The 20900-nt window shown below is 54.5% G+C and carries 27 protein-coding genes; 15 read left to right on the top strand and 12 right to left on the bottom strand.

Translation table 11 applies throughout. From position 1 onward, the window contains the following. Positions 1–4: 4 nt before the first annotated feature. From oppC to oppF, 3 genes are read left to right on the top strand one after another with little or no spacing between them, the layout of a single operon-like run. Complete coding sequence (oppC, locus tag BM373_RS10495) at positions 5–913, top strand: oligopeptide ABC transporter permease OppC (protein ID WP_090461384.1); 909 nt, start codon at positions 5–7, stop codon at positions 911–913. An 11-nt stretch (positions 914–924) separates the two neighbouring features. After that, positions 925–1938: an ABC transporter ATP-binding protein gene (locus tag BM373_RS10490; RefSeq protein WP_090461383.1), complete on the top strand. Its 1014-nt coding sequence runs from the start codon at positions 925–927 to the stop codon at positions 1936–1938. Then, entirely contained in the window at positions 1935–2939 is a 1005-nt protein-coding gene (gene oppF / locus BM373_RS10485; protein WP_090461382.1) for a murein tripeptide/oligopeptide ABC transporter ATP-binding protein OppF, read from the top strand. The genes BM373_RS10490 and oppF overlap by 4 nt, the downstream gene beginning before the upstream one ends. A gap of 71 nt (positions 2940–3010) precedes the next feature. Here oppF and BM373_RS10480 read toward each other — a convergent pair whose 3' ends face one another. Then, on the bottom strand, positions 3011–3340 hold the full coding sequence (locus BM373_RS10480; protein WP_090461381.1) for an HI1450 family dsDNA-mimic protein: 330 nt from the start codon (positions 3338–3340) through the stop codon (positions 3011–3013). Between the two features lie 33 nt (positions 3341–3373). Further along, complete coding sequence (gene cls, locus BM373_RS10475) at positions 3374–4834, bottom strand: cardiolipin synthase (protein WP_090461380.1); 1461 nt, start codon at positions 4832–4834, stop codon at positions 3374–3376. 141 nt (positions 4835–4975) lie between these two features. Between cls and BM373_RS10470 the strand changes: the two genes are divergently transcribed. Continuing rightward, entirely contained in the window at positions 4976–5149 is a 174-nt protein-coding gene (locus tag BM373_RS10470; protein WP_090461379.1) for a YciY family protein, read from the top strand. Positions 5150–5190: 41 nt separating this feature from the next. Here the strand turns inward: BM373_RS10470 and BM373_RS10465 are convergent, their stop codons facing one another. Further along, a complete protein-coding gene (locus tag BM373_RS10465; RefSeq protein WP_090461378.1) occupies positions 5191–5487 on the bottom strand; it encodes a YciI family protein in 297 nt (98 codons plus the stop codon). Between the two features lie 221 nt (positions 5488–5708). Here BM373_RS10465 and tonB point away from each other — a divergent pair, with 221 nt between their 5' ends. From tonB to arsC, 4 genes are all read left to right on the top strand, one after another. Further along, positions 5709–6437, top strand: coding sequence for a TonB system transport protein TonB (tonB, locus tag BM373_RS10460; RefSeq protein ID WP_177220146.1), 729 nt, complete (start codon positions 5709–5711; stop codon positions 6435–6437). A gap of 203 nt (positions 6438–6640) precedes the next feature. Beyond that, on the top strand, positions 6641–6961 hold the full coding sequence (locus BM373_RS10455; RefSeq protein WP_090461376.1) for a transcriptional regulator: 321 nt from the start codon (positions 6641–6643) through the stop codon (positions 6959–6961). Between the two features lie 44 nt (positions 6962–7005). Continuing rightward, complete coding sequence (locus BM373_RS10450) at positions 7006–8295, top strand: arsenic transporter (RefSeq protein WP_090461375.1); 1290 nt, start codon at positions 7006–7008, stop codon at positions 8293–8295. Positions 8296–8307: 12 nt separating this feature from the next. Continuing rightward, a complete protein-coding gene (gene arsC / locus BM373_RS10445; protein WP_090461374.1) occupies positions 8308–8742 on the top strand; it encodes a glutaredoxin-dependent arsenate reductase in 435 nt (144 codons plus the stop codon). Positions 8743–8817: 75 nt separating this feature from the next. On the opposite strand, the gene yciA is transcribed toward arsC, so the two are convergent. The 5 genes from yciA to BM373_RS10420 form a co-directional block, all read right to left on the bottom strand. Then, positions 8818–9216, bottom strand: coding sequence for an acyl-CoA thioester hydrolase YciA (yciA, locus tag BM373_RS10440; protein WP_090461373.1), 399 nt, complete (start codon positions 9214–9216; stop codon positions 8818–8820). Positions 9217–9287: 71 nt separating this feature from the next. After that, a complete protein-coding gene (rnt, locus tag BM373_RS10435) occupies positions 9288–9944 on the bottom strand; it encodes a ribonuclease T (protein WP_090461372.1) in 657 nt (218 codons plus the stop codon). 99 nt (positions 9945–10043) lie between these two features. After that, the gene (gloA, locus tag BM373_RS10430; RefSeq protein ID WP_090461371.1) at positions 10044–10451 is read right to left on the bottom strand and encodes a lactoylglutathione lyase; all 408 of its coding nucleotides are present in this window, start codon (positions 10449–10451) and stop codon (positions 10044–10046) included. 88 nt (positions 10452–10539) lie between these two features. Then, positions 10540–11634 carry an alkene reductase gene (locus BM373_RS10425; protein WP_090461370.1) on the bottom strand — a complete coding sequence of 365 codons (1095 nt, stop codon included), beginning with the start codon at positions 11632–11634 and terminating at the stop codon, positions 10540–10542. 56 nt (positions 11635–11690) lie between these two features. Continuing rightward, positions 11691–12287, bottom strand: a complete 597-nt coding sequence (locus BM373_RS10420) for a TetR/AcrR family transcriptional regulator (RefSeq protein WP_090461369.1) — start codon at positions 12285–12287, stop codon at positions 11691–11693. Positions 12288–12388: 101 nt separating this feature from the next. On the opposite strand from BM373_RS10420, the gene BM373_RS10415 reads away from it, so the two are divergent. From BM373_RS10415 to sodC, 3 genes are all read left to right on the top strand, one after another. Further along, the gene (locus BM373_RS10415; protein ID WP_090461368.1) at positions 12389–12628 is read left to right on the top strand and encodes a DUF1289 domain-containing protein; all 240 of its coding nucleotides are present in this window, start codon (positions 12389–12391) and stop codon (positions 12626–12628) included. A 49-nt stretch (positions 12629–12677) separates the two neighbouring features. Further along, entirely contained in the window at positions 12678–13574 is an 897-nt protein-coding gene (locus BM373_RS10410; RefSeq protein ID WP_090461367.1) for an aldo/keto reductase, read from the top strand. A gap of 79 nt (positions 13575–13653) precedes the next feature. Then, entirely contained in the window at positions 13654–14175 is a 522-nt protein-coding gene (gene sodC, locus BM373_RS10405; RefSeq protein WP_090461366.1) for a superoxide dismutase [Cu-Zn] SodC, read from the top strand. Here sodC and BM373_RS10400 read toward each other — a convergent pair. Genes BM373_RS10400 through BM373_RS10390 form a run of 3 tightly spaced genes read right to left on the bottom strand, consistent with a single transcriptional unit; the run spans position 14168 to position 17270 of the window. After that, on the bottom strand, positions 14168–16171 hold the full coding sequence (locus tag BM373_RS10400) for an FUSC family protein (protein WP_090461365.1): 2004 nt from the start codon (positions 16169–16171) through the stop codon (positions 14168–14170). The two genes, sodC and BM373_RS10400, sit on opposite strands and share 8 nt — an antisense overlap. 2 nt (positions 16172–16173) lie before the next feature. Further along, positions 16174–17031, bottom strand: coding sequence for an efflux RND transporter periplasmic adaptor subunit (locus tag BM373_RS10395; RefSeq protein ID WP_090461364.1), 858 nt, complete (start codon positions 17029–17031; stop codon positions 16174–16176). Between the two features lie 5 nt (positions 17032–17036). Beyond that, a complete protein-coding gene (locus BM373_RS10390; RefSeq protein WP_090461363.1) occupies positions 17037–17270 on the bottom strand; it encodes a DUF1656 domain-containing protein in 234 nt (77 codons plus the stop codon). A 183-nt stretch (positions 17271–17453) separates the two neighbouring features. Between BM373_RS10390 and slyA the strand changes: the two genes are divergently transcribed. Further along, positions 17454–17894, top strand: a complete 441-nt coding sequence (gene slyA, locus BM373_RS10385) for a transcriptional regulator SlyA (RefSeq protein ID WP_090461362.1) — start codon at positions 17454–17456, stop codon at positions 17892–17894. Positions 17895–17983: 89 nt separating this feature from the next. Here slyA and slyB read toward each other — a convergent pair whose 3' ends face one another. Further along, on the bottom strand, positions 17984–18451 hold the full coding sequence (gene slyB / locus BM373_RS10380) for an outer membrane lipoprotein SlyB (RefSeq protein ID WP_090461361.1): 468 nt from the start codon (positions 18449–18451) through the stop codon (positions 17984–17986). A 172-nt stretch (positions 18452–18623) separates the two neighbouring features. On the opposite strand from slyB, the gene anmK reads away from it, so the two are divergent. The 3 genes from anmK to pdxH all read left to right on the top strand — a co-directional run bounded on the left by anmK (position 18624) and on the right by pdxH (position 20878). Further along, positions 18624–19748 carry an anhydro-N-acetylmuramic acid kinase gene (anmK, locus tag BM373_RS10375; protein ID WP_090461360.1) on the top strand — a complete coding sequence of 375 codons (1125 nt, stop codon included), beginning with the start codon at positions 18624–18626 and terminating at the stop codon, positions 19746–19748. Positions 19749–19840: 92 nt separating this feature from the next. Continuing rightward, positions 19841–20164: a C-type lysozyme inhibitor gene (gene mliC, locus BM373_RS10370; RefSeq protein ID WP_090461359.1), complete on the top strand. Its 324-nt coding sequence runs from the start codon at positions 19841–19843 to the stop codon at positions 20162–20164. Positions 20165–20221: 57 nt separating this feature from the next. After that, positions 20222–20878 carry a pyridoxamine 5'-phosphate oxidase gene (gene pdxH / locus BM373_RS10365; protein WP_090461358.1) on the top strand — a complete coding sequence of 219 codons (657 nt, stop codon included), beginning with the start codon at positions 20222–20224 and terminating at the stop codon, positions 20876–20878. The last annotated feature ends 22 nt before the right edge of the window (positions 20879–20900 follow it).

Below are 20900 nucleotides of genomic sequence, written 5' to 3'. Positions count from 1 at the left end.
CGCCATGATGTTAAGTAAGAAAAACAGCGAGGCGCTGGAAAACTTCAGTGAAAAACTGGAAGTCGAAGGGCGTAGCCTTTGGCAGGATGCCCGCCGCCGTTTTATGCATAACCGCGCCGCGGTTACCAGCCTGATTGTTCTGGTCATTATTGCGCTGTTTGTGGCGCTGGCACCGTCGCTGTCGCAGTTCACCTACTTCGATACCGACTGGGGCATGATGTCCAGCGCGCCAGATATGGAGTCCGGGCACTATTTTGGTACCGATTCTTCCGGGCGTGATTTGCTGGTGCGCGTGGCGATCGGCGGACGTATCTCGCTGATGGTCGGCATCGCCGCCGCGCTGGTAGCCGTTGTCGTAGGCACATTGTACGGTTCGCTGTCCGGCTATCTGGGCGGCAAAGTCGATTCCCTGATGATGCGTCTTCTGGAAATCCTCAACTCCTTCCCGTTCATGTTCTTCGTGATCCTGCTGGTAACCTTCTTCGGGCAAAATATTTTCCTGATTTTCGTCGCCATCGGCATGGTGTCGTGGCTGGACATGGCGCGTATCGTGCGTGGTCAGACCCTGAGTTTGAAACGTAAAGAGTTCATCGAAGCCGCTCAGGTGGGTGGGGTATCGACGTTTAATATCGTTGTGCGCCATATCGTGCCGAACGTACTGGGCGTGGTGGTGGTATACGCCTCACTGCTGGTGCCGAGCATGATCCTGTTTGAATCCTTCTTAAGTTTCCTTGGTCTTGGCACCCAGGAGCCGCTCAGTAGCTGGGGCGCATTACTTAGTGATGGCGCAAACTCAATGGAAGTCTCGCCGTGGCTGTTGCTGTTCCCGGCTGTCTTCCTGGTAGTGACCCTGTTTTGTTTCAACTTTATCGGCGATGGCCTGCGTGATGCCCTCGACCCGAAAGATCGTTAAGGAGTGCTGGTATGAGCATGATTGAAACTTCATCGACGTCTCAGGCGCAGCAAACTTCAGACATCCTGCTGGATGTTAAAGATCTGCGGGTGACGTTTAAAACCCCGGACGGTGATGTTACGGCGGTTAACGACCTCAACTTTAATCTGCGGGCAGGCGAAACCCTGGGCATCGTCGGTGAATCCGGTTCCGGTAAATCACAAACGGCCTTCGCGTTGATGGGCCTGCTGGCGTCAAACGGCGTCATTGGCGGCTCGGCTAAGTTCAATGGCCGCGAAATCCTGAACCTGCCGGAGCAGCAGCTTAACAAACTGCGCGCCGAGCAGATTTCGATGATTTTCCAGGATCCGATGACCTCCCTGAACCCGTACATGCGGGTGGGCGAGCAACTGATGGAAGTGCTGATGCTGCATAAGAGCATGAGCAAAGCCGAAGCGTTCGAAGAGTCGGTCAAAATGCTGGACGCGGTCAAAATGCCGGAAGCGCGTAAGCGTATGCGCATGTACCCGCACGAGTTCTCCGGCGGGATGCGTCAGCGCGTAATGATCGCTATGGCTCTGCTGTGTCGGCCTAAACTTCTTATCGCCGACGAACCGACCACGGCGCTTGACGTTACCGTGCAGGCGCAAATCATGACCCTGCTCAACGAGCTGAAAAGCGAGTTTAATACCGCCATCATTATGATTACCCACGATCTCGGCGTTGTTGCCGGGATCTGCGATAAAGTGCTGGTGATGTATGCCGGTCGTACGATGGAATACGGCGCGGCGCGCGATGTGTTCTATCACGCTGCGCATCCGTATTCGATTGGTCTGCTCAATGCCGTGCCGCGTCTGAACGCCGAAGGTGAAGCGTTACTGACCATTCCAGGCAATCCGCCAAACCTGCTGCGTCTGCCGAAAGGTTGCCCGTTCCAGCCACGTTGCCCGCATGCGATGGAAATCTGCAACAGCGCGCCGCCGCTGGTGGAATTCGCCCCAGGCCGCCTGCGCGCCTGCTTTAAGCCGGTGGAGGAGCTGGTATGAATGCCCTGACTGAAGACAGAAAAGTCCTGCTCGAAATCGCTGACTTAAAAGTGCACTTTGATATCAAAGATGGCAAACAGTGGTTCTGGCAGCCGTCCAAAACCTTAAAAGCCGTCGATGGTGTGACGCTGCGTCTGTATGAAGGTGAAACGCTGGGCGTGGTAGGCGAATCCGGTTGCGGTAAATCGACTTTTGCCCGCGCCATCATTGGCCTGGTGAAAGCAACAGACGGCAAAGTGGCGTGGCTGGGCAAAGATCTGCTCGGCATGAAACAGGACGAATGGCGCGACGTGCGCAGCGATATCCAGATGATTTTCCAGGATCCGTTGGCCTCGCTGAACCCGCGCATGACCATCGGTGAAATCATCGCCGAACCGCTGCGTACCTATCATCCAAAAATGCCGCGTCAGGAAGTGCGTGACAAGGTAAAAGCGATGATGATGAAAGTGGGCTTGCTGCCCAACCTCATCAACCGTTACCCGCATGAATTTTCCGGCGGCCAATGTCAGCGTATCGGGATTGCGCGTGCGCTGATCCTTGAGCCAAAGCTGATTATTTGTGATGAACCGGTGTCGGCGCTGGACGTTTCTATTCAGGCCCAGGTGGTTAACCTGCTGCAAAAATTGCAGCGTGAAATGGGCCTGTCGCTGATCTTTATCGCGCACGATCTGGCGGTGGTCAAACACATCTCCGACCGCGTGCTGGTGATGTATTTAGGTCATGCGGTGGAGCTGGGCACGTACGATCAGGTGTACCACAACCCGCTGCACCCTTATACCAAAGCGCTGATGTCTGCGGTGCCGGTGCCTGACCCGGATCTGGAGAAGAATAAGCAGATCCAGTTGCTGGAAGGGGAGTTGCCATCGCCGATTAACCCGCCGTCAGGCTGCGTGTTCCGCACCCGCTGCCCGATTGCCGGACCGGAATGCGCCAAAACGCGTCCGGTGCTGGAAGGCAGTTTCCAGCATGCGGTTTCCTGCCTGAAAGTAGATCCGCTGTAAAAGCGTACGCCACCGGGTAACGGTAATAAAAAAGGGCTGACATCGTCAGCCCTTTTCACATCTTAACGCGCTTATTCGCGCCAGATGATGTGGCACAGCTTGTGGTCTTTGTCGCGACACAGCAGCACGCGGGCAAAGATATCATTGATTTCGCCGCCGTCGGTGTCGGCAAGACCAATCACCACTTCGGCAAAGAAATCCGGGTTCAGGTCATAATCAACATGATCCTGCCAGTCTTCCGCTGGATCGAACAGCTCGGCACCACCACGCTCTTCAAATTGCAGATTGAAAAGAATCACATCGGCAGGATCGAGGTTATCGACCGCCAGTTCGAGAAAAATATCGTAAGCCTGCTCAAGCGTTTCGTCTTCAGTCAGACGGTTGTTCAGATCCATTTCCATGATGACTACCTGTTTAATCTCAATGGGCACGTTTTACAGCAACGGACTAAAGAAGTAAAACAGTCGCTCGGTGATCCGTTGCCAGAGCGGTCGTTTTACCCACAGCCGGACGTCAAGAAGACGGGAACGGGAAATATAATCATCCTGCACCGCCGCCAAATCGCCGCCGAAACCGGCGTCATCAATCACCAGCGTTATTTCAAAATTCAGCCACAGACTGCGCATATCTAAATTGACGGTGCCGACAAGGCTGAGTTCTCCGTCCACCAGAACGCTCTTGGTATGCAGCAACCCGCCTTCAAACTGATAAATTTTCACCCCGGCGGCTAACAGTTCGGAGAAAAAGGCGCGGCTGGCCCAGCCCACTAACAGCGAATCATTCCTGCGCGGTAAAATAATGCTCACGTCCACGCCGCGCTGTGCAGCGGTGCAAATCGCATGCAGCAGATCGTCGCTGGGCACAAAGTAGGGCGTGGTCATGATCAGATATTCACGCGAAGAATAAACGGCGGTCAGGAGTGCCTGGTGGATCAAATCTTCCGGAAAGCCAGGCCCGGACGCGATGGTATGAATGGTGTGCCCGCTTGCCTGCTCAAACGGCATGATATTGGCATCCGGTGCCGGAGGAAGAATGCGCTTACCCGTTTCGATTTCCCAGTCGCAGGAATAAACAATCCCCATGGCGGTGGAAACCGGGCCTTCCATGCGCGCCATCAAATCCACCCATTGCCCGACGCCTGCGTCCTGTTTAAAGAAGCGCGGATCGACCATGTTCATACTGCCGGTGTAAGCGATGTAGTTGTCGATCAGCACCATTTTGCGGTGCTGGCGGAGATCCATGCGGCGCAGGAAAACACGCATCAGGTTTACTTTTAACGCCTCAACCACTTCGATACCGGCGTTGCGCATCATTGCAACCCAGGGGCTGCGGAAGAAAGTTACGCTGCCTGCAGAATCGAGCATCAGACGGCAATGCACACCCCGGCGCGCTGCCGCCATTAATGATTCCGCCACCTGATCGGCCATCCCGCCCGGATGCCAGATGTAAAACACCATCTCAATATTATGCCGGGCAAGCTGGATATCGCGGATCAGCGCCTGCATAACATCATCAGAAGTAGTCAGAAGCTGAAGCTGATTTCCTTTGACGCCGGCAATACCCTGGCGGCGTTCACAGAGTTTGAACAGCGAGGCGGCAACCGGGCTATTTTCGACGGCAAAGATATGTTTGCAGGCTTTTAAATCGTTCAGCCATTTGGCGGTAGAAGGCCACATTGCGCGCGCGCGTTCGGCGCGTCGTTTGCCTAAATGAAGTTCACCGAAGGATAAATAGGCAATGATCCCCACCAGCGGCAGGATATAAATAATCAGAAGCCAGGCCATGGCGGAAGTGACCGCACGCCGCTTCATCAGGATGCGCAAAGTCACACCCGCAATCACCAGCCAGTATCCTAAAATGACCAGCCAACTCACTACCGTGTAGAAGGTTGTCATAAAAAAAGTCCTTTTGAATGCTTAATCTAAAGAGTGTACGCATAAGCATTCATCTGGCAAATAAAAACGGCGGTGAAAAGCGCTGGTATGCCGCGGTCCAGGGTCTATAATGCACGCTTCTTTATTGAAAGAGTTGTTACCATGAAGCGTAGTAGAACGGAAGTGGGGCGCTGGCGCATGGTCCGCCAGGCAAGCCGCCGTAAAGCGCGCTGGCTGGAAGGTCAGTCACGTCGAAATATGCGCATCCACTCCATCAGAAAGTGCGTCCTCAACCATCAACGTAATTCGTTGCTGTTTGCAATACGCGACATCTGATCCCTCAGGGCACCGTTACGGTGCCCCTTGCTTTTATAGCCTTAAAATACTTTTTTAAACGGCTTCACGACGACATTCTGGTAAACACCTGCGGCGACATAAGGGTCTGCCTCTGCCCAGGCTTTTGCCGCCTCCAGCGATTCAAATTCTGCGATCACCGTCGAACCGGTAAAACCCGCTGCACCCGGATCGTTACTGTCAACCGCGGGCATTGGACCTGCCGTCAGCAAACGGCCTTCATCACGCAGCAGTTGTAAGCGGGCCAGATGTGCCGGGCGCACGGACTGGCGTTTCTCAAGCGAATCAGCAATATCTTCAGCGTAAATCACATACAGCACGGGCGAGCTCCTCTGGAATAAAGTCGGCAATTACGTTAAGTGAAAGTATTCACTACTGCAACGCAAAGTTAGCCATGCTGTTAACAACCTTGATTTAAACGGGGGATCGCGGTCCTTTATGCAGACAAAATTGCTGCGAGGTGTGATGCGTTGTTGAATATGATTGCTATTTGCATTTAAAATCGTGGTCTGGTTTTTCAACTGATACGATTATGACTGCAATGACCTTTGATTCACCTCGTCGCTTTCCATGGCCAACCTTGTTGTCCGTTGGCGTCCACGGAGCCGTCGTGGCGGTTGTGCTCTATACATCCGTACATCAGGTTATTGAACTGCCTGCCCCTGCGCAGCCTATTTCCGTGACAATGGTAACGCCAGCAGAACTGGAGCCGCCGCAGGTGGTACAGCCTCCGCCGGAGCCAGTCGTTGAAACGGAACCCGAGCCGGAGCCCGAACCCATTCCTGAGCCGCCTAAAGAAGCTCCGGTGGTGATTGAAAAGCCGAAGCCTAAGCCGAAACCCAAGCCAAAGCCGAAGCCGAAAGCTGAGAAGAAGGTTGAGCAGCCGAAGCGTGAAGAGCGCCCGCTTGTGCCGCGTCAGACCGCGCCGGTTGAAAATCTGGCCCCGCGTCCGGTAAATAATCCCGCGCCTGCCAGCACCCGTCCCGCGGTAACAGCACCGTCAGGGCCGCGTGCGGTCAGCCGCAGCCAGCCGACTTATCCGACACGAGCGCAGGCATTACGCATTGAAGGTCGCGTACGCGTGAAGTTTGATGTGACCCCCGATGGCCGTCTTGACAATATCCAGGTGCTCTCCGCGCAACCTGCCAATATGTTTGAACGTGAAGTGAAAACAGCGTTGCGTAAATGGCGCTACGAGCCGGGCAAACCGGGCAGCGGAATCGTCGTAAATATCGTCTTTAAAATCAATGGCGGCGCGTCGGTGGAATAAACCGGTTTGCGTAACAAATAGCTCCAGCCCATCACGTAGCGGGGCTCTCCTCCGGAGAGTCCCGTGTCAAAACGAAAGTCTGCTTTAGAATCCCTCCCTCTCTGCAAACAACCCTTTCCTGTTTCCTCTCAGGCGATCTGCTGATTTCAAATTAAAAACATATGCTTTACCATATATGTTTTCAAAAGGGATGAGCGGCAAAAATGCTAAAACCTGTTCAGCTTTTCAAAATCCTGTCGGATGAAACGCGGCTTGCCATCGTCATGCTGCTCCGGGAAGTCGGGGAACTGTGCGTCTGCGACATCTGTGCAGCGACCTCGGAGTCACAACCTAAAATCTCGCGCCATATGGCTATTCTTCGCGAGGCTGAGCTGGTTCTGGACCGCCGGGAAGGGAAATGGGTTCACTATCGACTGTCACCTCATATCCCCGCATGGGCCGCTGAAACCATCACGGCGTCCTGGCTGTGTCTGCGGGAAGACGTCCGTGAATGGCTGGCAAAACCGGCCTGTGCCGGCTGCTAAAATACTTACTCATATACCTGAAAACATATATAACGGAGCCTGAAATGCTTTTAGCAGGGAGTCTGTTTTTCCTGACGCTGGTGCTGGTCATCTGGCAACCCAGAGGTCTCAGTATCGGCTGGAGCGCGGGTATCGGGGCGGCGCTGGCGCTTGCCACCGGTGTCATTCATATTGATGACATTCCCGTAGTCTGGAACATCGTCTGGAATGCAACGGCGGCCTTCATCGCCGTGATCATTATCAGCCTGTTGCTCGATGAGTCCGGTTTCTTTGAATGGGCCGCGCTGCATGTCGCTCGCTGGGGTAACGGACGCGGGCGCTTACTTTTCACCTGGATTGTGTTGCTTGGCGCAGCCGTCGCCGCGTTATTTGCCAACGACGGCGCGGCGCTGATCCTGACGCCGATTGTGATTGCGATGCTGCTCGCGTTGGGGTTCAGTAAAGGCACCACGCTTGCCTTTGTGATGGCGGCGGGATTTATCGCCGATACCGCCAGCCTGCCTCTCATCGTCTCGAACCTGGTGAATATTGTCTCGGCGGACTTTTTTGATCTGGGCTTTACGCAGTACGCCTCTGTCATGATCCCCGTCGATGTGGCGGCCATTGCGGCCACGCTGGTGATGCTGCATCTCTTCTTTCGCCGGGATATCCCGGCAACCTATGACGTTTCGCTGCTGAAATCGCCCGCCAGCGCGATAAAAGATCCGGCGACGTTCAGAGCGGGCTGGGTTGTCCTGCTGCTTCTGCTCGTTGGTTTCTTCGTGCTGGAGCCACTGGGGATCCCCGTTAGCGCTATAGCGGCCGTTGGCGCGGCACTGCTCTTTGTGGTGGCGAAAAGAGGCCACGCCATAAATACCGGGAAAGTGCTGCGCGGCGCGCCCTGGCAGATTGTGGTTTTCTCGCTGGGCATGTACCTGGTGGTTTATGGCCTGCGCAATGCCGGACTGACGGAATATCTGTCGGGCGTACTCAATCTGCTGGCAGAGAAGGGACTATGGGCTGCCACATTCGGCACGGGTTTCCTGACGGCTTTTCTCTCATCGGTGATGAACAATATGCCGACGGTGCTGATTGGCGCGCTGTCGATTGACGGGAGTACAGCGACCGGCGTGGTTAAAGAAGCGATGATTTATGCCAATGTGATCGGCTGCGATTTAGGTCCGAAAATCACGCCAATTGGCAGCCTGGCAACCCTGCTGTGGCTGCATGTGCTTTCGCAAAAAAACATGACCATCACCTGGGGATATTACTTCCGCACCGGCGTTATCATGACGTTACCCGTGCTGTTTGTCACTCTGGCCGCGCTGGCGTGGCGGCTCTCTGTCACTTTGTAATGAGATATTGATATGAGCAACATTACCATCTACCACAACCCGGCTTGCGGCACTTCCCGTAATACCCTGGAGATGATCCGTAATAGCGGAAACGAACCGACCATTATTTATTATCTTGATACGCCCCCGTCGCGGGACGAATTGCTCACGCTGATTGCCGATATGGGTATTTCAGTGCGGGCGTTACTGCGAAAGAACGTTGAACCTTACGAGCAGCTTGGTCTGGCGGAAGATAAATTTACGGACGATCAGCTAATAGAATTTATGCTGCAGCATCCCATTCTTATTAATCGCCCCATTGTCGTGACACCCATTGGCACCCGTTTGTGCCGTCCTTCTGAAGTGGTGCTGGATATTATTCCTGAACCTCAGAAAGGGGCGTTCACAAAAGAAGATGGCGAAAAGATTGTTAATGATGCCGGCAAGCGGATGAATCAGGAAAAATAGCGGGATAAACGATTTAGCGGCGTCTGAAATAAAAAAGAGTCCATATTGTTATGGACTCTTTTTCTTAAGGCTTTTTTATGACTGAGCGGGCAGGGCGCGCGGCGCTCCGGCACTGTCGACGGCCACGTAAATAAACAACGCTTCGGTGGCCTTATAACGCTGGCCAATAGGCTCAGAGGAAACTTTTTTCACCCACACTTCAATATTGATCGTCACTGACGTGTTGCCCCGTTTCACGCAGCGGGCATAGCAGCAGACCACATCACCCACGGCGACCGGACGTAAAAAAGTCATGCCGTCCACCCGCACGGTGACCACGCGACCATGGGCAATTTCTTTTGCCATGATTGCGCCGCCGATGTCCATCTGCGACATCAGCCAGCCGCCAAAAATATCCCCGTTGGCATTGGTATCCGCGGGCATCGCGAGCGTGCGTAAAACCAGCTCACCCTGCGGGGCGTCTTGAGTTGTCATTATTGTTCCGATTACAAAAAAGAGATTCAGAGCCTGGATGCTACTATGAATATGCGTGTTTTAACACACGCTTAACCTTCAGAAGCGTCGTTCAGCGGTGCCAGCGGCCAGCCGCCCAGTCGCTTCCAGCGGTTGACGATTTCACAGAATAACAGCGCTGTCTGTTCGGTGTCATAAAGTGCCGAGTGCGCCTGGCTACTGTCAAAATCGAGACCGGCCGCAGCACAGGCTTTGGAAAGCACCGTTTGTCCCAGTGAGAGGCCGCTCAGGGAGGCGGTATCGAAAGTCACAAACGGGTGGAATGGATTACGTTTCAGCGCAGCGCGGTTTGCCGCTGCCATCATAAAACCATGGTCGAACGTCGCATTGTGCGCCACCATGATCGCGCGGTTACAGCCGCTGTCTTTGATGCCTTTACGCACCATTTTAAAAATAGCGTGCAGCGCATCGTATTCACTGACCGCACCACGCAGCGGATCGGCTGGATTGATGCCGTTAAACGCCAGCGCTTCCGGCTGTAAATTTGCGCCTTCGAAAGGCTCAACGTGGAAATGCAACGTACTGTCTGGCATCAGCCAGCCCTGATCGTCCATCTTTAAGGTGATGGCGGCGACTTCCAGTAGCGCATCAGTTTTGGCGTTAAACCCTGCGGTTTCAACATCAATGACGACGGGGTAAAAACCACGAAAACGGTCGCACAGACCAGTAAGTTGGGCGTTATCGGACATCAGGATCTCTTAAGGCAGAAAAATGCAGCGCGCATTATGGCAAATTTTACTGGAGGATTATACCGCGCGGAAAAAGCGGGCGATGAACGCCCGCAGGGATCAGTTACCCAGGCCGTGACCGGCATCTTTGGCTTCGATCAGTTCGATTTTGTAGCCGTCCGGATCTTCCACAAACGCGATAACAGTGGTGCCGCCTTTTACCGGGCCCGCTTCGCGCGTTACGTTGCCGCCATTCTGACGAATGCGCTCGCACGCTTGCGCGGCGTTATCCACTTCCAGTGCAATATGACCATACGCGGTACCCAGTTCGTAGCTATCCACGCCCCAGTTGTAGGTCAGTTCAATAACCGCTTCATCGCTTTCCGGGCCGTAGCCAACAAAGGCGAGAGAGTATTTGTATTCAGGGTTTTCACTGGTACGCAGCAGCGTCATGCCCAGCACGTTGGTATAAAACTCGATGGAGCGTTGCAGGTCGCCAACACGCAGCATGGTGTGAAGTAAGCGCATAATATCCTCTTAATCAGTTGAATTGCGTTCCGGTCATCGTTCTATTTTTTAGTATAGCGGCTGATCCTTGCCGCTATCAATCAACGGATTACAGCGTGGGGTAGTCGGTATATCCTTCTGCGCCGCCGCCGTAGAAGCTTTCCGGGCGCTGTGGGTTCAGTTCAGCTTTACGCTCAAGACGTGCCACCAGATCCGGGTTCGCAATGTAATCACGACCAAAGGCCACAGCATCAATCAGCCCTTTGGCGATCAGATCTTCCGCTTTTTCTGGCGTATAGGCACCGGCACCCACGATCGGACCATGGAAGCGTGCGCGCACTTTTTCACGGAAAGCCTCGCTGTAAGGCTTGCCGCCCGCCCAGTCCGGCTCGGACATATGCAGGTAAGCAATGCCGCGTTTCGCCAGCTCTTCAATCAGATACAGTGCGTCGGCTTCTTCATTCGGACCGTTATCGGTGTTCTGGAAGGTGCCAATCGGCGATACGCGGATACCGATGCGATCGGCACTCCACTCTTTGCTCACTGCATCCACCACTTCGAGTACCAGACGGGCGCGGTTTTCCACGCTGCCGCCGTACTGGTCAGTACGATGGTTGGACGAAGGGGACAGGAACTGGTGCAGCAGATAACCGTGCGCGGAGTGCAGCTCAACCAGATCGAAACCGGCTTCGCGGGCGTTTGCTACCGCCTGGCGGAAATCGTCTACGATCCCTGGGATCTCTTCAGTCGTCAGCGCGCGCGGAACAGAGGTTTCTTCGCGGATAGCGTTGCCATTTTCATCACGCAGTGAGGTGCGGGTTCCGGCAGCGAGGGCAGATGGCGCAACCGGCGCTTGTCCGCCAGGCTGTAAGCTGTGGTGTGAAATGCGACCGGTATGCCACAACTGAACGGCGATATGCCCGTTTTCAGCGTGCACGCCGTCGGTGATTTTTTTCCATGCGGCGATTTGCTCAGGGCTGTGCAGACCCGGCGCGCCGGCATAACCTTTCGCCTGGGCGGAAATCTGCGTTGCTTCGCTGATGATAAGCCCGGCGGTGGCGCGTTGACGGTAGTACTCGCCCATCAGCGGAGTAGGAATATCGCCTGGCTCAATGCTGCGCAGACGCGTCAGCGGGGCCATCAGTACGCGGTTTGGCGCGGTAATCGCACCCAGTTTTAACGGAGTAAATAACTTGCCTGACATAACGTCTCCTGAATAGACCGGTCAACTAGTAATAATTCAAATAAAAACGCCTGCTGTTATTCAGGCGTGGTGAAGACTGACTGCACGTAAGCCAGCGCGCTTTCGAGGGGCAGCGCACTGCGGGAAATCTTGGCCTGTAAATTGGCCCCCAGCCAGAGTGCATACAGCACCTGAGCCTGGGTCAGCGCGTCGCTTTTAAACGCGATACTTTTCTCCAGACGCGCATTTTCCAGCGCCTGAGCAAGCAGGGCGATAACCTGCCCAGCCCCTTTGTCCATGGCTGTGCGCATATCTTCGGAGAGATCGCACACTTCGGCGGACAATTTTACCGTCAGACAGCCACTGATAATCCCGTTCTGGCAAAACTGGGTCAGCGTTTGCTGATAATAAGCCAGAATACGATCGCGATAATTCCCGTCACCATGGGCGAAATGATCCGCCAGACGCAGATGGTATGCGGCATAGTGGCGTTCCAGCAGGGCGACACCAAAGGCTTCTTTGGAGCGAAAATAGTGGTAAAACGAGCCCTTCGGCACTTCTGCCGTTTTTAATAGCTCGCTTAATCCCATGCCGGTAAAACCACGGTGCATACAGAGCCGCTCGCCAGTGGCCAGCAGATGTTCGCGGGTATCGTGTTCAGTGTGTTTGTTCATGCCACTACCATAATAGACCATTCGGTCTAATGCAAGTGGGTTTGCGAATTACGGGCAATCCGTCTTCACTATAAGAAACCTTCAACCCGAGGAGGCGGGGCGTGCCAGAGCAATTAGAGTTTTTCCCTATCCTGAGTCCGTGCCGGGGCATTTGTCAGGTAGACGAGCGCGGTTTCTGCCGGGGATGTATGCGCAGCCGCGACGAACGTTTCGGCTGGCAAACCATGAGCGATACCCAAAAGCAGGAGGTGTTGCGCCTGTGTCGCCAGCGCTGGCTGCGTAAATTACGCGCAAACAAACAGGACGCACCAGACGAACCGCAACAACCTTCACTGTTTTAAATTCGTAAATGCGTATACTCACTGCATATTTATTACAGAGGAAGCGGTTATGGTTTCGCGTATTACACTTGCACCCCAGGGCCCGGAGTTTTCACGTTTTGTGATGGGATACTGGCGTTTGATGGACTGGAATATGTCCTCCCGTGAGTTGGTCAGCTTTATTGAAGCGCATCTGGATCTCGGCGTGACCACGGTTGACCATGCAGATATCTACGGCGGTTATCAGTGTGAAGCCGCCTTTGGCGAAGCCTTAAAGCTGGCCCCGCATTTGCGCTCGCGGATGGAAATTGTGTCGAAATGCGGCATTGCGACCACCGCGCGGGCAGAAAATGCCCTCGGTCATTACATCACTGACAAAAGCCACATTATCGCCAGCGCCGAACAGTCGCTGACCAATCTGGCTGTTGATCATCTTGATTTGCTGCTGATCCACCGTCCCGATCCGTTGATGGATGCCGACGAAGTCGCCGAGGCATTTTTACAACTGCACCAGAGCGGGAAGGTACGTCATTTTGGCGTTTCCAACTTCACCCCGGCGCAATTTTCCCTGCTGCAATCCCGCCTGCCGTTTACCCTTGCCACCAACCAGGTTGAACTTTCACCGGTTCATCAGCCGCTGTTGCTGGATGGTACGCTCGATCAACTGCAACAGCTTCGCATACGTCCGATGGCATGGTCATGTCTCGGTGGCGGTCGGCTGTTCAATGACGCGGCCTTCCAGCCGCTGCGCCTTGAACTGACAGACATAGCGAATGAACTGAATGCGCAAAGCATTGAGCAGGTGGTATACGCCTGGGTGATGCGTCTGCCTTCACAGCCGCTGCCGATCATTGGTTCCGGTAAAATTGAGCGCGTGCGTGCGGCAATTGAGGCCGAAGAGCTGACTCTGACCCGCCAGCAGTGGTTCCGTATCCGCAAAGCCGCGCTAGGTTATGACGTGCCTTAATGCCAGATTTGCCTGATTTTCGGTGAAATTTTTTACCCTGGTTTAAACTTTAAGGGTAAAGATCACAACCGGAGTCATTATGAAGCGTTTAAGTCTGGCAATGTTGACACTGCTTGCCTGTGCGGGTGCACAGGCGGCCAGTGAAGAAGTTGAGATGAACCTCGTTACCTCCGGGGGGATTGGTCAGTCCATCGGGACGGTTAAAATTAGCGAAACCGATAAAGGACTGGAATTTTCCCCCGATCTTAAAGCCCTGCCGCCTGGCGAGCACGGTTTCCATATCCATGCCAAAGGCTCCTGCGAACCTGCGATGAAAGACGGTAAACCTGCTGCCGCTGAAGCGGCGGGTGGTCATCTGGACCCGCACAATACCGGGAAGCATGAAGGGCCGGAAGGTGCCGGGCATATGGGCGATTTGCCGGTGCTGGTGGTCAATAATGACGGCAAAGCCACCGATTCCGTGGTCGCACCGCGATTGAAAAAACTTGATGAGGTGAAGGATAAAGCCCTGATGATCCATGTCGGTGGCGATAATATGTCCGATTCGCCAAAACCTCTGGGTGGTGGCGGTGAACGCTACGCCTGTGGCGTCATTAAGTAGGTTTTACTTCCGCAGCGGGAGCCAGTTCGAGCTGTTGCAGGGCGCACCAGAGTCGCCAGACAATCGCCGCCAGCTCCCGCGCTGCGGGTTGATGATGCACCGCCAGCGCATCACAAATGTGCTGCAATTCTTCGAGCGTGGCGCTCAGCCGCTGATGCTGGACGCCGCGCTCGCTCATCACATTTCGCAATAAGCCAATACAGCGATCGCGAACCTGCGCCAGCGGATCGGCACGCGTTTCCCACTCGCGCAACTGCCACACCACATGCGAACAGTTCAGTAATACCACGCCCCAGCGCAGCAGCCAGCGGCGGGAGGTGGCGTCTTTGCTGTGGCTAAGCTGGCTCACATGATGATAAACCAGCGACTCAAATTCATTTTCACTACGCGCCGGATGAGCTCTGAGCTGATCGATAAAGCGGCGCCGCAACGCGCGGATGTGGCGATGGCTTTTTCGCGCATCCGAGCCAGGGCGCAGCACCGCAAAAGCCAGCCAGGTCAGCGCCACGCCTATGAGTTTCGCCAGGTTGTCATTTAAAAAATCAGCAAAATCATAAACGGGCGGATTGGTGATCGCGATAAACGAACCCATAAACACGATCAACTGCCCCCACAGCCCGGCAAGTCTGGGCATTTGCAGTTTTAATAGCTGCAGGGTGGTCAGCAAGGGGAAGAGGAAAAGTAAAAACTGCCACAGTTCAGAAATCTGCACCATCAGGCCAAACTTGACCGCAAAGCTGAATAAAGAGAGCAGCCCCAGAGTACGCATCAGCAGTGAAAGCGAGTTGAACGGCGAGGCCGACACAGAGTAGAGAACGCTCGCGATTGCCGCCATTGTCAGCGCCGCCGGGCCCGCATCCCACTGGCTGCTGATGCACCATGCGCCGAGCAGGATCAGCGTGGAAAAGGTGCGTAATCCGGCCCACAGCGCTTCGGCATTATCCGTATGCCGGGCGAGCGCAGGAGCGTGCGGTATGGGCCAGCTTGCGCTAAAAGAGGCGGCTTCCAGCCGGGCGATCCAGCGACTCCCCGCCACATGCAGCCGACAGAAATAGACTAAGCGCTGCCAGAATGCCTGGTGACGGTAATCCTCATCGCTCGGGGGTGCCAGCGGCGCAATAATTCGCGCCACGGTGTAAAAATCGATCTTCGGCTGCGCAACGGCAGAAAACAGGGTTTCCATGACCTGCCGGGTCTGGGGCGGCGCATCGGGCCAGTTGAGGGTTAACCGCCGCAGGCCTGAGAGCACGCTGATCATACGCAACTGCTGGTGGAGCAAATAATTGAGCAGGGCATTTTGCTGCCGGAATCGATAATGGCTCCAGAACGCCTGGATGCGCAGCAGATTCAACGTCAGAATTTGACCGATCACATTTTCATGCGCCGTGCGAATGGCATCGTTGGTTTCCGGCTCCAGTAGCAGGGTGGCGTGCTCCAGCAGGCGGGCATGCATATTCTTAAGCGCGGTGAGAAGTGCCGTACCGTCGGAGGTACTGGGAAGGATCATCATCATCGTGCCGCCGCAGAGTATCCCGACGATAACTTCACATACCCGCGACTGCGCCATCTCCCAAAGCTGCGTGGTTTCGCTGATATTGACCACCGGAAAAGCGATGATGGCGGCGGTGTAACCGGCAAGCTGGAAGGCATAGGCCACATTATTACTAAAGTGCGCACAGGCCCAGGTGCAGATCCCAAGCCATGCCGAAAGGCAAAACAGCATCAGCCAGGGATCGCCCAGCGTGTGCCCGGCAATAATTAACGCTGCGCAGGCCCCCAGTAAACTCCCGGCGATACGTCCGAGGCTTTTACTGATGACGCCGCCTACCGTCGGGAAACTGACTACCGCTGCGGAGGTCATCGCCCAGTAAGGTTCATCAAAATTAAGGCAATAGGCGATGCTCAACGCCAGACACATGGCGATGCCGTTGCGTAAGGCGTAGCGCCACTGAGGGCGGGTGGCTTTCACCCACGGCAGGGCGCGAAGAAAGCGCATGGCTAGCGACCTATCGCCACGGTACAGGTGGTGCCGGACACCAGGGTGATATTCGCAGGTAACGGATCGAGGGCGATACGCACCGGAACACGCTGCGCCAGCCGTACCCAGGGAACATTGGGCTTGATGTCCGCCACCAGCGTACTGGTTTCTTCCACGCTCTGATCAAATATCGCGCGACCAATGCCGGATACGTGACCCCGTAACTTTGCATCGTTGCTGTAAAGCGTGACCTGAGCGGGCATACCTTCAGCAATATGGCGCAGTTTGGTTTCTTCGAAATAGCCGATCACGTAAAAAGAATGGCTGTCCACCAGCGCAAATACGGGCTCTCCGGCGGTGGCGTAATTGCCCGCGCGGGCGGTCAGATTGGTGACCCACCCGTCTACCGGGGCGATGACCGTGGTCTGCGTTAATTGCCACTGTGCCTGTTTAAGCGTGGCTTCTGCGACTGCGACATCGGCCTGGGAGGCTTTGACGTTGATGTTGGCGGTATCCAGATCTTCTGCCGAAATATAATTATGCGGCAAATGCTGACGCCGGTTAGCTTCGTTTTTCGCCTTTGCCAGTGCCGCCTGCGCCCTGGCAAGTTGCGCTTCGGCATTGAGGATAGCGATGCGGGAAGGGGTTTCATCAAGGCGGAATAATTCATCCCCTTTATGAACAAACTGGTTATCGGAAATGTTAAGCCGGGTAATGGTACCGGACACCTGCGGGGTGATGCTGACCTGTTCGGCACGGACTTTCCCGTCCCGCGTCCACGGTGACTGCATATAGACATTCCAGACCCAGAGTCCGGCCATTATCGCAACGGCCAGTACCAGTAACGTCGAAAAATATTTAAGCGTTTTAAGTCTCATGATGATCACATCGTAAGCAGAGCCAGCGCCAGACTGACGCAGATAACAAACAGGGAGAGATCCATCAGCAAGGGATGCCAGATATCGCCTGCATAAATCCAGCCGCGCAGCAGGCGGTGGGTGATAAGCCAGATCACAAAACCCAGCCCGACGGCATAAAAAAGGGGAGGAAAGTAAACCGATGCGCCGACTATCAGATCCTGGAGAGGCAGACCGGGCATATTAGACATAAACTTCACGGCAAGGGATCCTCAGAGGAATGTACCGCATTGACAAAAATTTAACACGCCCAGCGGAGACAGAAATCTGTAAAAACAAAGACATGGTGAATTGCACATCTGTAATACATTTGTTTTAGCAATATAAATGCTGCACACTATTCTAAAATCAGTATAATAACTTAGCAAGCTAATTATAAGGAGATGAAATTGGAATCGCCATTAGGTTCTGATCTGGCACGATTGGTGCGCATCTGGCGTGCATTAATTGACCATCGCCTGAAACCTCTGGAATTAACGCAGACTCACTGGGTAACGCTGCACAATATCCATCAGTTACCTCCCGAGCAGTCGCAAATTCAACTGGCAAAAGCGATCGGCATTGAGCAGCCTTCGCTGGTGCGTACGCTGGATCAACTCGAAGACAAAGGGCTCATATCCCGGCAGACCTGCGCGAGCGATCGCCGTGCAAAACGTATTAAGCTGACTGATAAAGCCACACCCATTATTGATGAGATGGAAACGGTGATCAGGAAAACACGGGGTGAGATCCTTTCCGGGATTTCTGATGAGGAATTAACGCTGTTAATTAAACTTGTCGCCCGCATTGAGCAAAATATTATTGAACTGCAGTCGCGTGATTAACGCTGCCATAGCCTTGCGAAAGCAGGGCTTTTTTATGTAGCAAAGAAAGGTAAGGGCGCAATCAGATTGCCTGATCGCACCCTTATATTTTAACGCGGAGAAACGGTGACCTGACTGCCGTTGCTGGCAAGAACGACGCGCTGACCAGCCGCAAAACGGGTATTACCCTGTTTTTGCACAACCATGATGGTATTGCCATCGTCCTTACGAATTTCCAGTTCCACGCCCTGGGATTTGTTCATCGCCCCCTGCACGCCCTGGCCCGCTACACCACCAGCGACTGCGCCCGCAGCCGTCGCCAGCGAACGACCCGTACCGCCACCAACGGTATTACCAAGGAAGCCGCCCAGCACCGCGCCGCCCAAAGCACCGATCACGTTTGAGTCATCGCCTCCCTGGATTTTCACCGGGCGAACGTTCACCACGGTGCCATAGGTGACATTTTGTACCTGCTTGGCTTCTGATGCGGTATAGACGTCCCCGGAAAGGCTGTCATCGTTAACGCAACCTGCAAGAGTGAAACCAATCAGCGAAACGGCCAAAGTTCGTAAAATCATCTATGAATCTCCTGTTCACCAATAAACGCTCAGTCGAGCATCCGTATGACTAAATTATATGGCATTTCACCCCATTGGGTCATATCTTCTGCCGTAACGAAACGAAAATAGTACTATGTGGCAGTATAACCCTCGTTAAACGAGCTTTTACACGCACGCAAAAGGAAGTCGCATGAAATCGGGTCGCTATATTGGTGTTATGTCCGGTACCAGCCTTGACGGGGTGGATGTTGTTCTCGCCGCGATTGATGAACGGATGGTGGCGCAGCAGGCAAGCCTGACCTATCCCATTCCCGTCCCACTTAAACAGGCGATTTTAAATATCTGCCAGGGTCAGCAACTGACCCTGTCGCAACTGGGGCAACTGGATACGCAGCTTGGCAAACTGTTTGCTGAGGCGGTGCAGGCGTTAATGACCCAGCAACTTTTGCGCCCGGAAGATATTGTGGCGATCGGCTGTCACGGTCAGACGGTGTGGCATGAACCCGGCGGTGATGCTCCCCACACCCTGCAAATTGGTGACAACAATCAGATCGTTGCCCTGACGGGCGTGACGGTGGTGGGTGATTTTCGCCGTCGCGATATGGCCCTTGGCGGGCAGGGCGCGCCGCTGGTGCCTGCGTTCCATCATGCATTACTGGCGCATCCGACCGAACGCCGGATGATTCTGAACATCGGCGGGATCGCCAACCTCTCATTATTATTCCCCGGCAAGCCTATTCGGGGATATGACACCGGGCCAGGGAATATGCTGATGGACGCCTGGATCTGGCGGCAAAAAGGTAAACCCTATGATAAAGATGCGCAGTGGGCGAGCAGCGGTAAGGTGATCCTGCCGCTGCTGCAGGCGATGCGCAGCGATCCCTATTTCGCTTCACCTGCACCGAAAAGCACCGGGCGTGAATACTTTAATTACAGCTGGCTTGAACGTCATCTGGCGCATTTTCCCGGTCTGACGGGCGCTGATGTGCAGGCGACGCTGACTGAGCTGACGGCGGTAACCATTGCCGAACAGGTCTTGCTCTCCGGTGGCGGCGAACGCCTGCTGGTGTGTGGTGGCGGATGCCGTAATCCGTTACTGATGTCGCGCCTCGCCGGATTACTGCCGGGGATTGAAGTTTCTACCACCGATGAAGCCGGGATCAGCGGCGATGACATGGAAGCGCTGGCCTTTGCCTGGCTTGCATGGCGAACCATCGCCGGATTGCCCGGCAATTTGCCGTCCGTAACGGGGGCATCTTCCGCCAGCGTACTTGGGGCCATTTTCCCGGCCAATCCCCGGCATAATCAGAGTTAACTGAAATCCTTAACCCGTTATGTCCCGGTAGACTTACCGCGTAAGTGGGGGCGTCCAGCCCTCTGAGTGCGGCAAGTCTTTAGGATGGGCTAATGAAAAAATGGTTAATAACGCTGGTGCCAGTCATGCTGGCGGGATGCAGTACCTATAATCAATTTGTTGAGCGTATGCACACCGACACCCTGCAATATCAGTGCGACGATAAACCGCTGACGGTGAATTTGAATAACGAGCGTCAGCAGGTCAGCTTTGTTTATGATGACAAAGTGCTGCATCTGGACCAGGGATTGTCCGCCTCAGGCGCACGCTATACCGACGGTATTTACGTTTTCTGGTCCAAAGGTGACAGCGCGACGGTCTATCACCGCGATCGCGTGGTACTGGATAACTGCCAGTTGCAAAATCCGCAGCGTTGAGATTTTTATAAGGGCGGCGCACAATAGCGCCACCTGATTAAAAACGTAGCGAACGCCATGTCAGACAACGAAAACCTGCATCAAATCGCGCACCTGCGCCGTGAATACACCAAAGGCGGCCTGCGCCGGAACGATTTACCCGCCGAACCTTTAGCCTTATTTGAACGCTGGCTTGGGCAAGCCTGTGAAGCCAGACTCGCCGATCCCACCGCGATGGTGGTCGCCACCGTAGACGAACAGGGCCAGCCTTATCAGCGTATCGTCCTGCTCAAACACTACGATGAAAAAGGGCTGGTGTTTTACACCAACCTCGGTAGCCGCAAGGCGCATCACATCGAAAACAACCCGCGCGTGAGCCTGCTTTTCCCCTGGCATACGCTGGAGCGGCAGGTGATGGTCACCGGCAAAGCCGAGCGGCTCTCAACGCTTGAAGTGGTGAAGTATTTTCACAGCCGCCCGCGCGACAGTCAGATTGGCGCATGGGTTTCCCAACAGTCCAGCCGCATTTCTGCGCGCGGGATCCTCGAAAGCAAGTTCCTTGAACTCAAGCAAAAGTTCCAGCAGGGCGAGGTTCCGTTGCCGAGTTTCTGGGGCGGTTTCCGCATCAGCATCGAGCAGATGGAGTTCTGGCAGGGCGGTGAACACCGACTGCATGACCGTTTTTTATATCAACGTGATAACAACGCGTGGAAAATTGACCGTCTCGCTCCGTAATCATTAAAAATGTTGTGAACAG

Origin of the sequence: Enterobacter sp. kpr-6, assembly GCF_900116015.1 — a bacterium.
GTDB lineage: Bacteria > Pseudomonadota > Gammaproteobacteria > Enterobacterales > Enterobacteriaceae > Enterobacter_D.
This window is presented reverse-complemented; position numbering and strand designations above follow the sequence as displayed.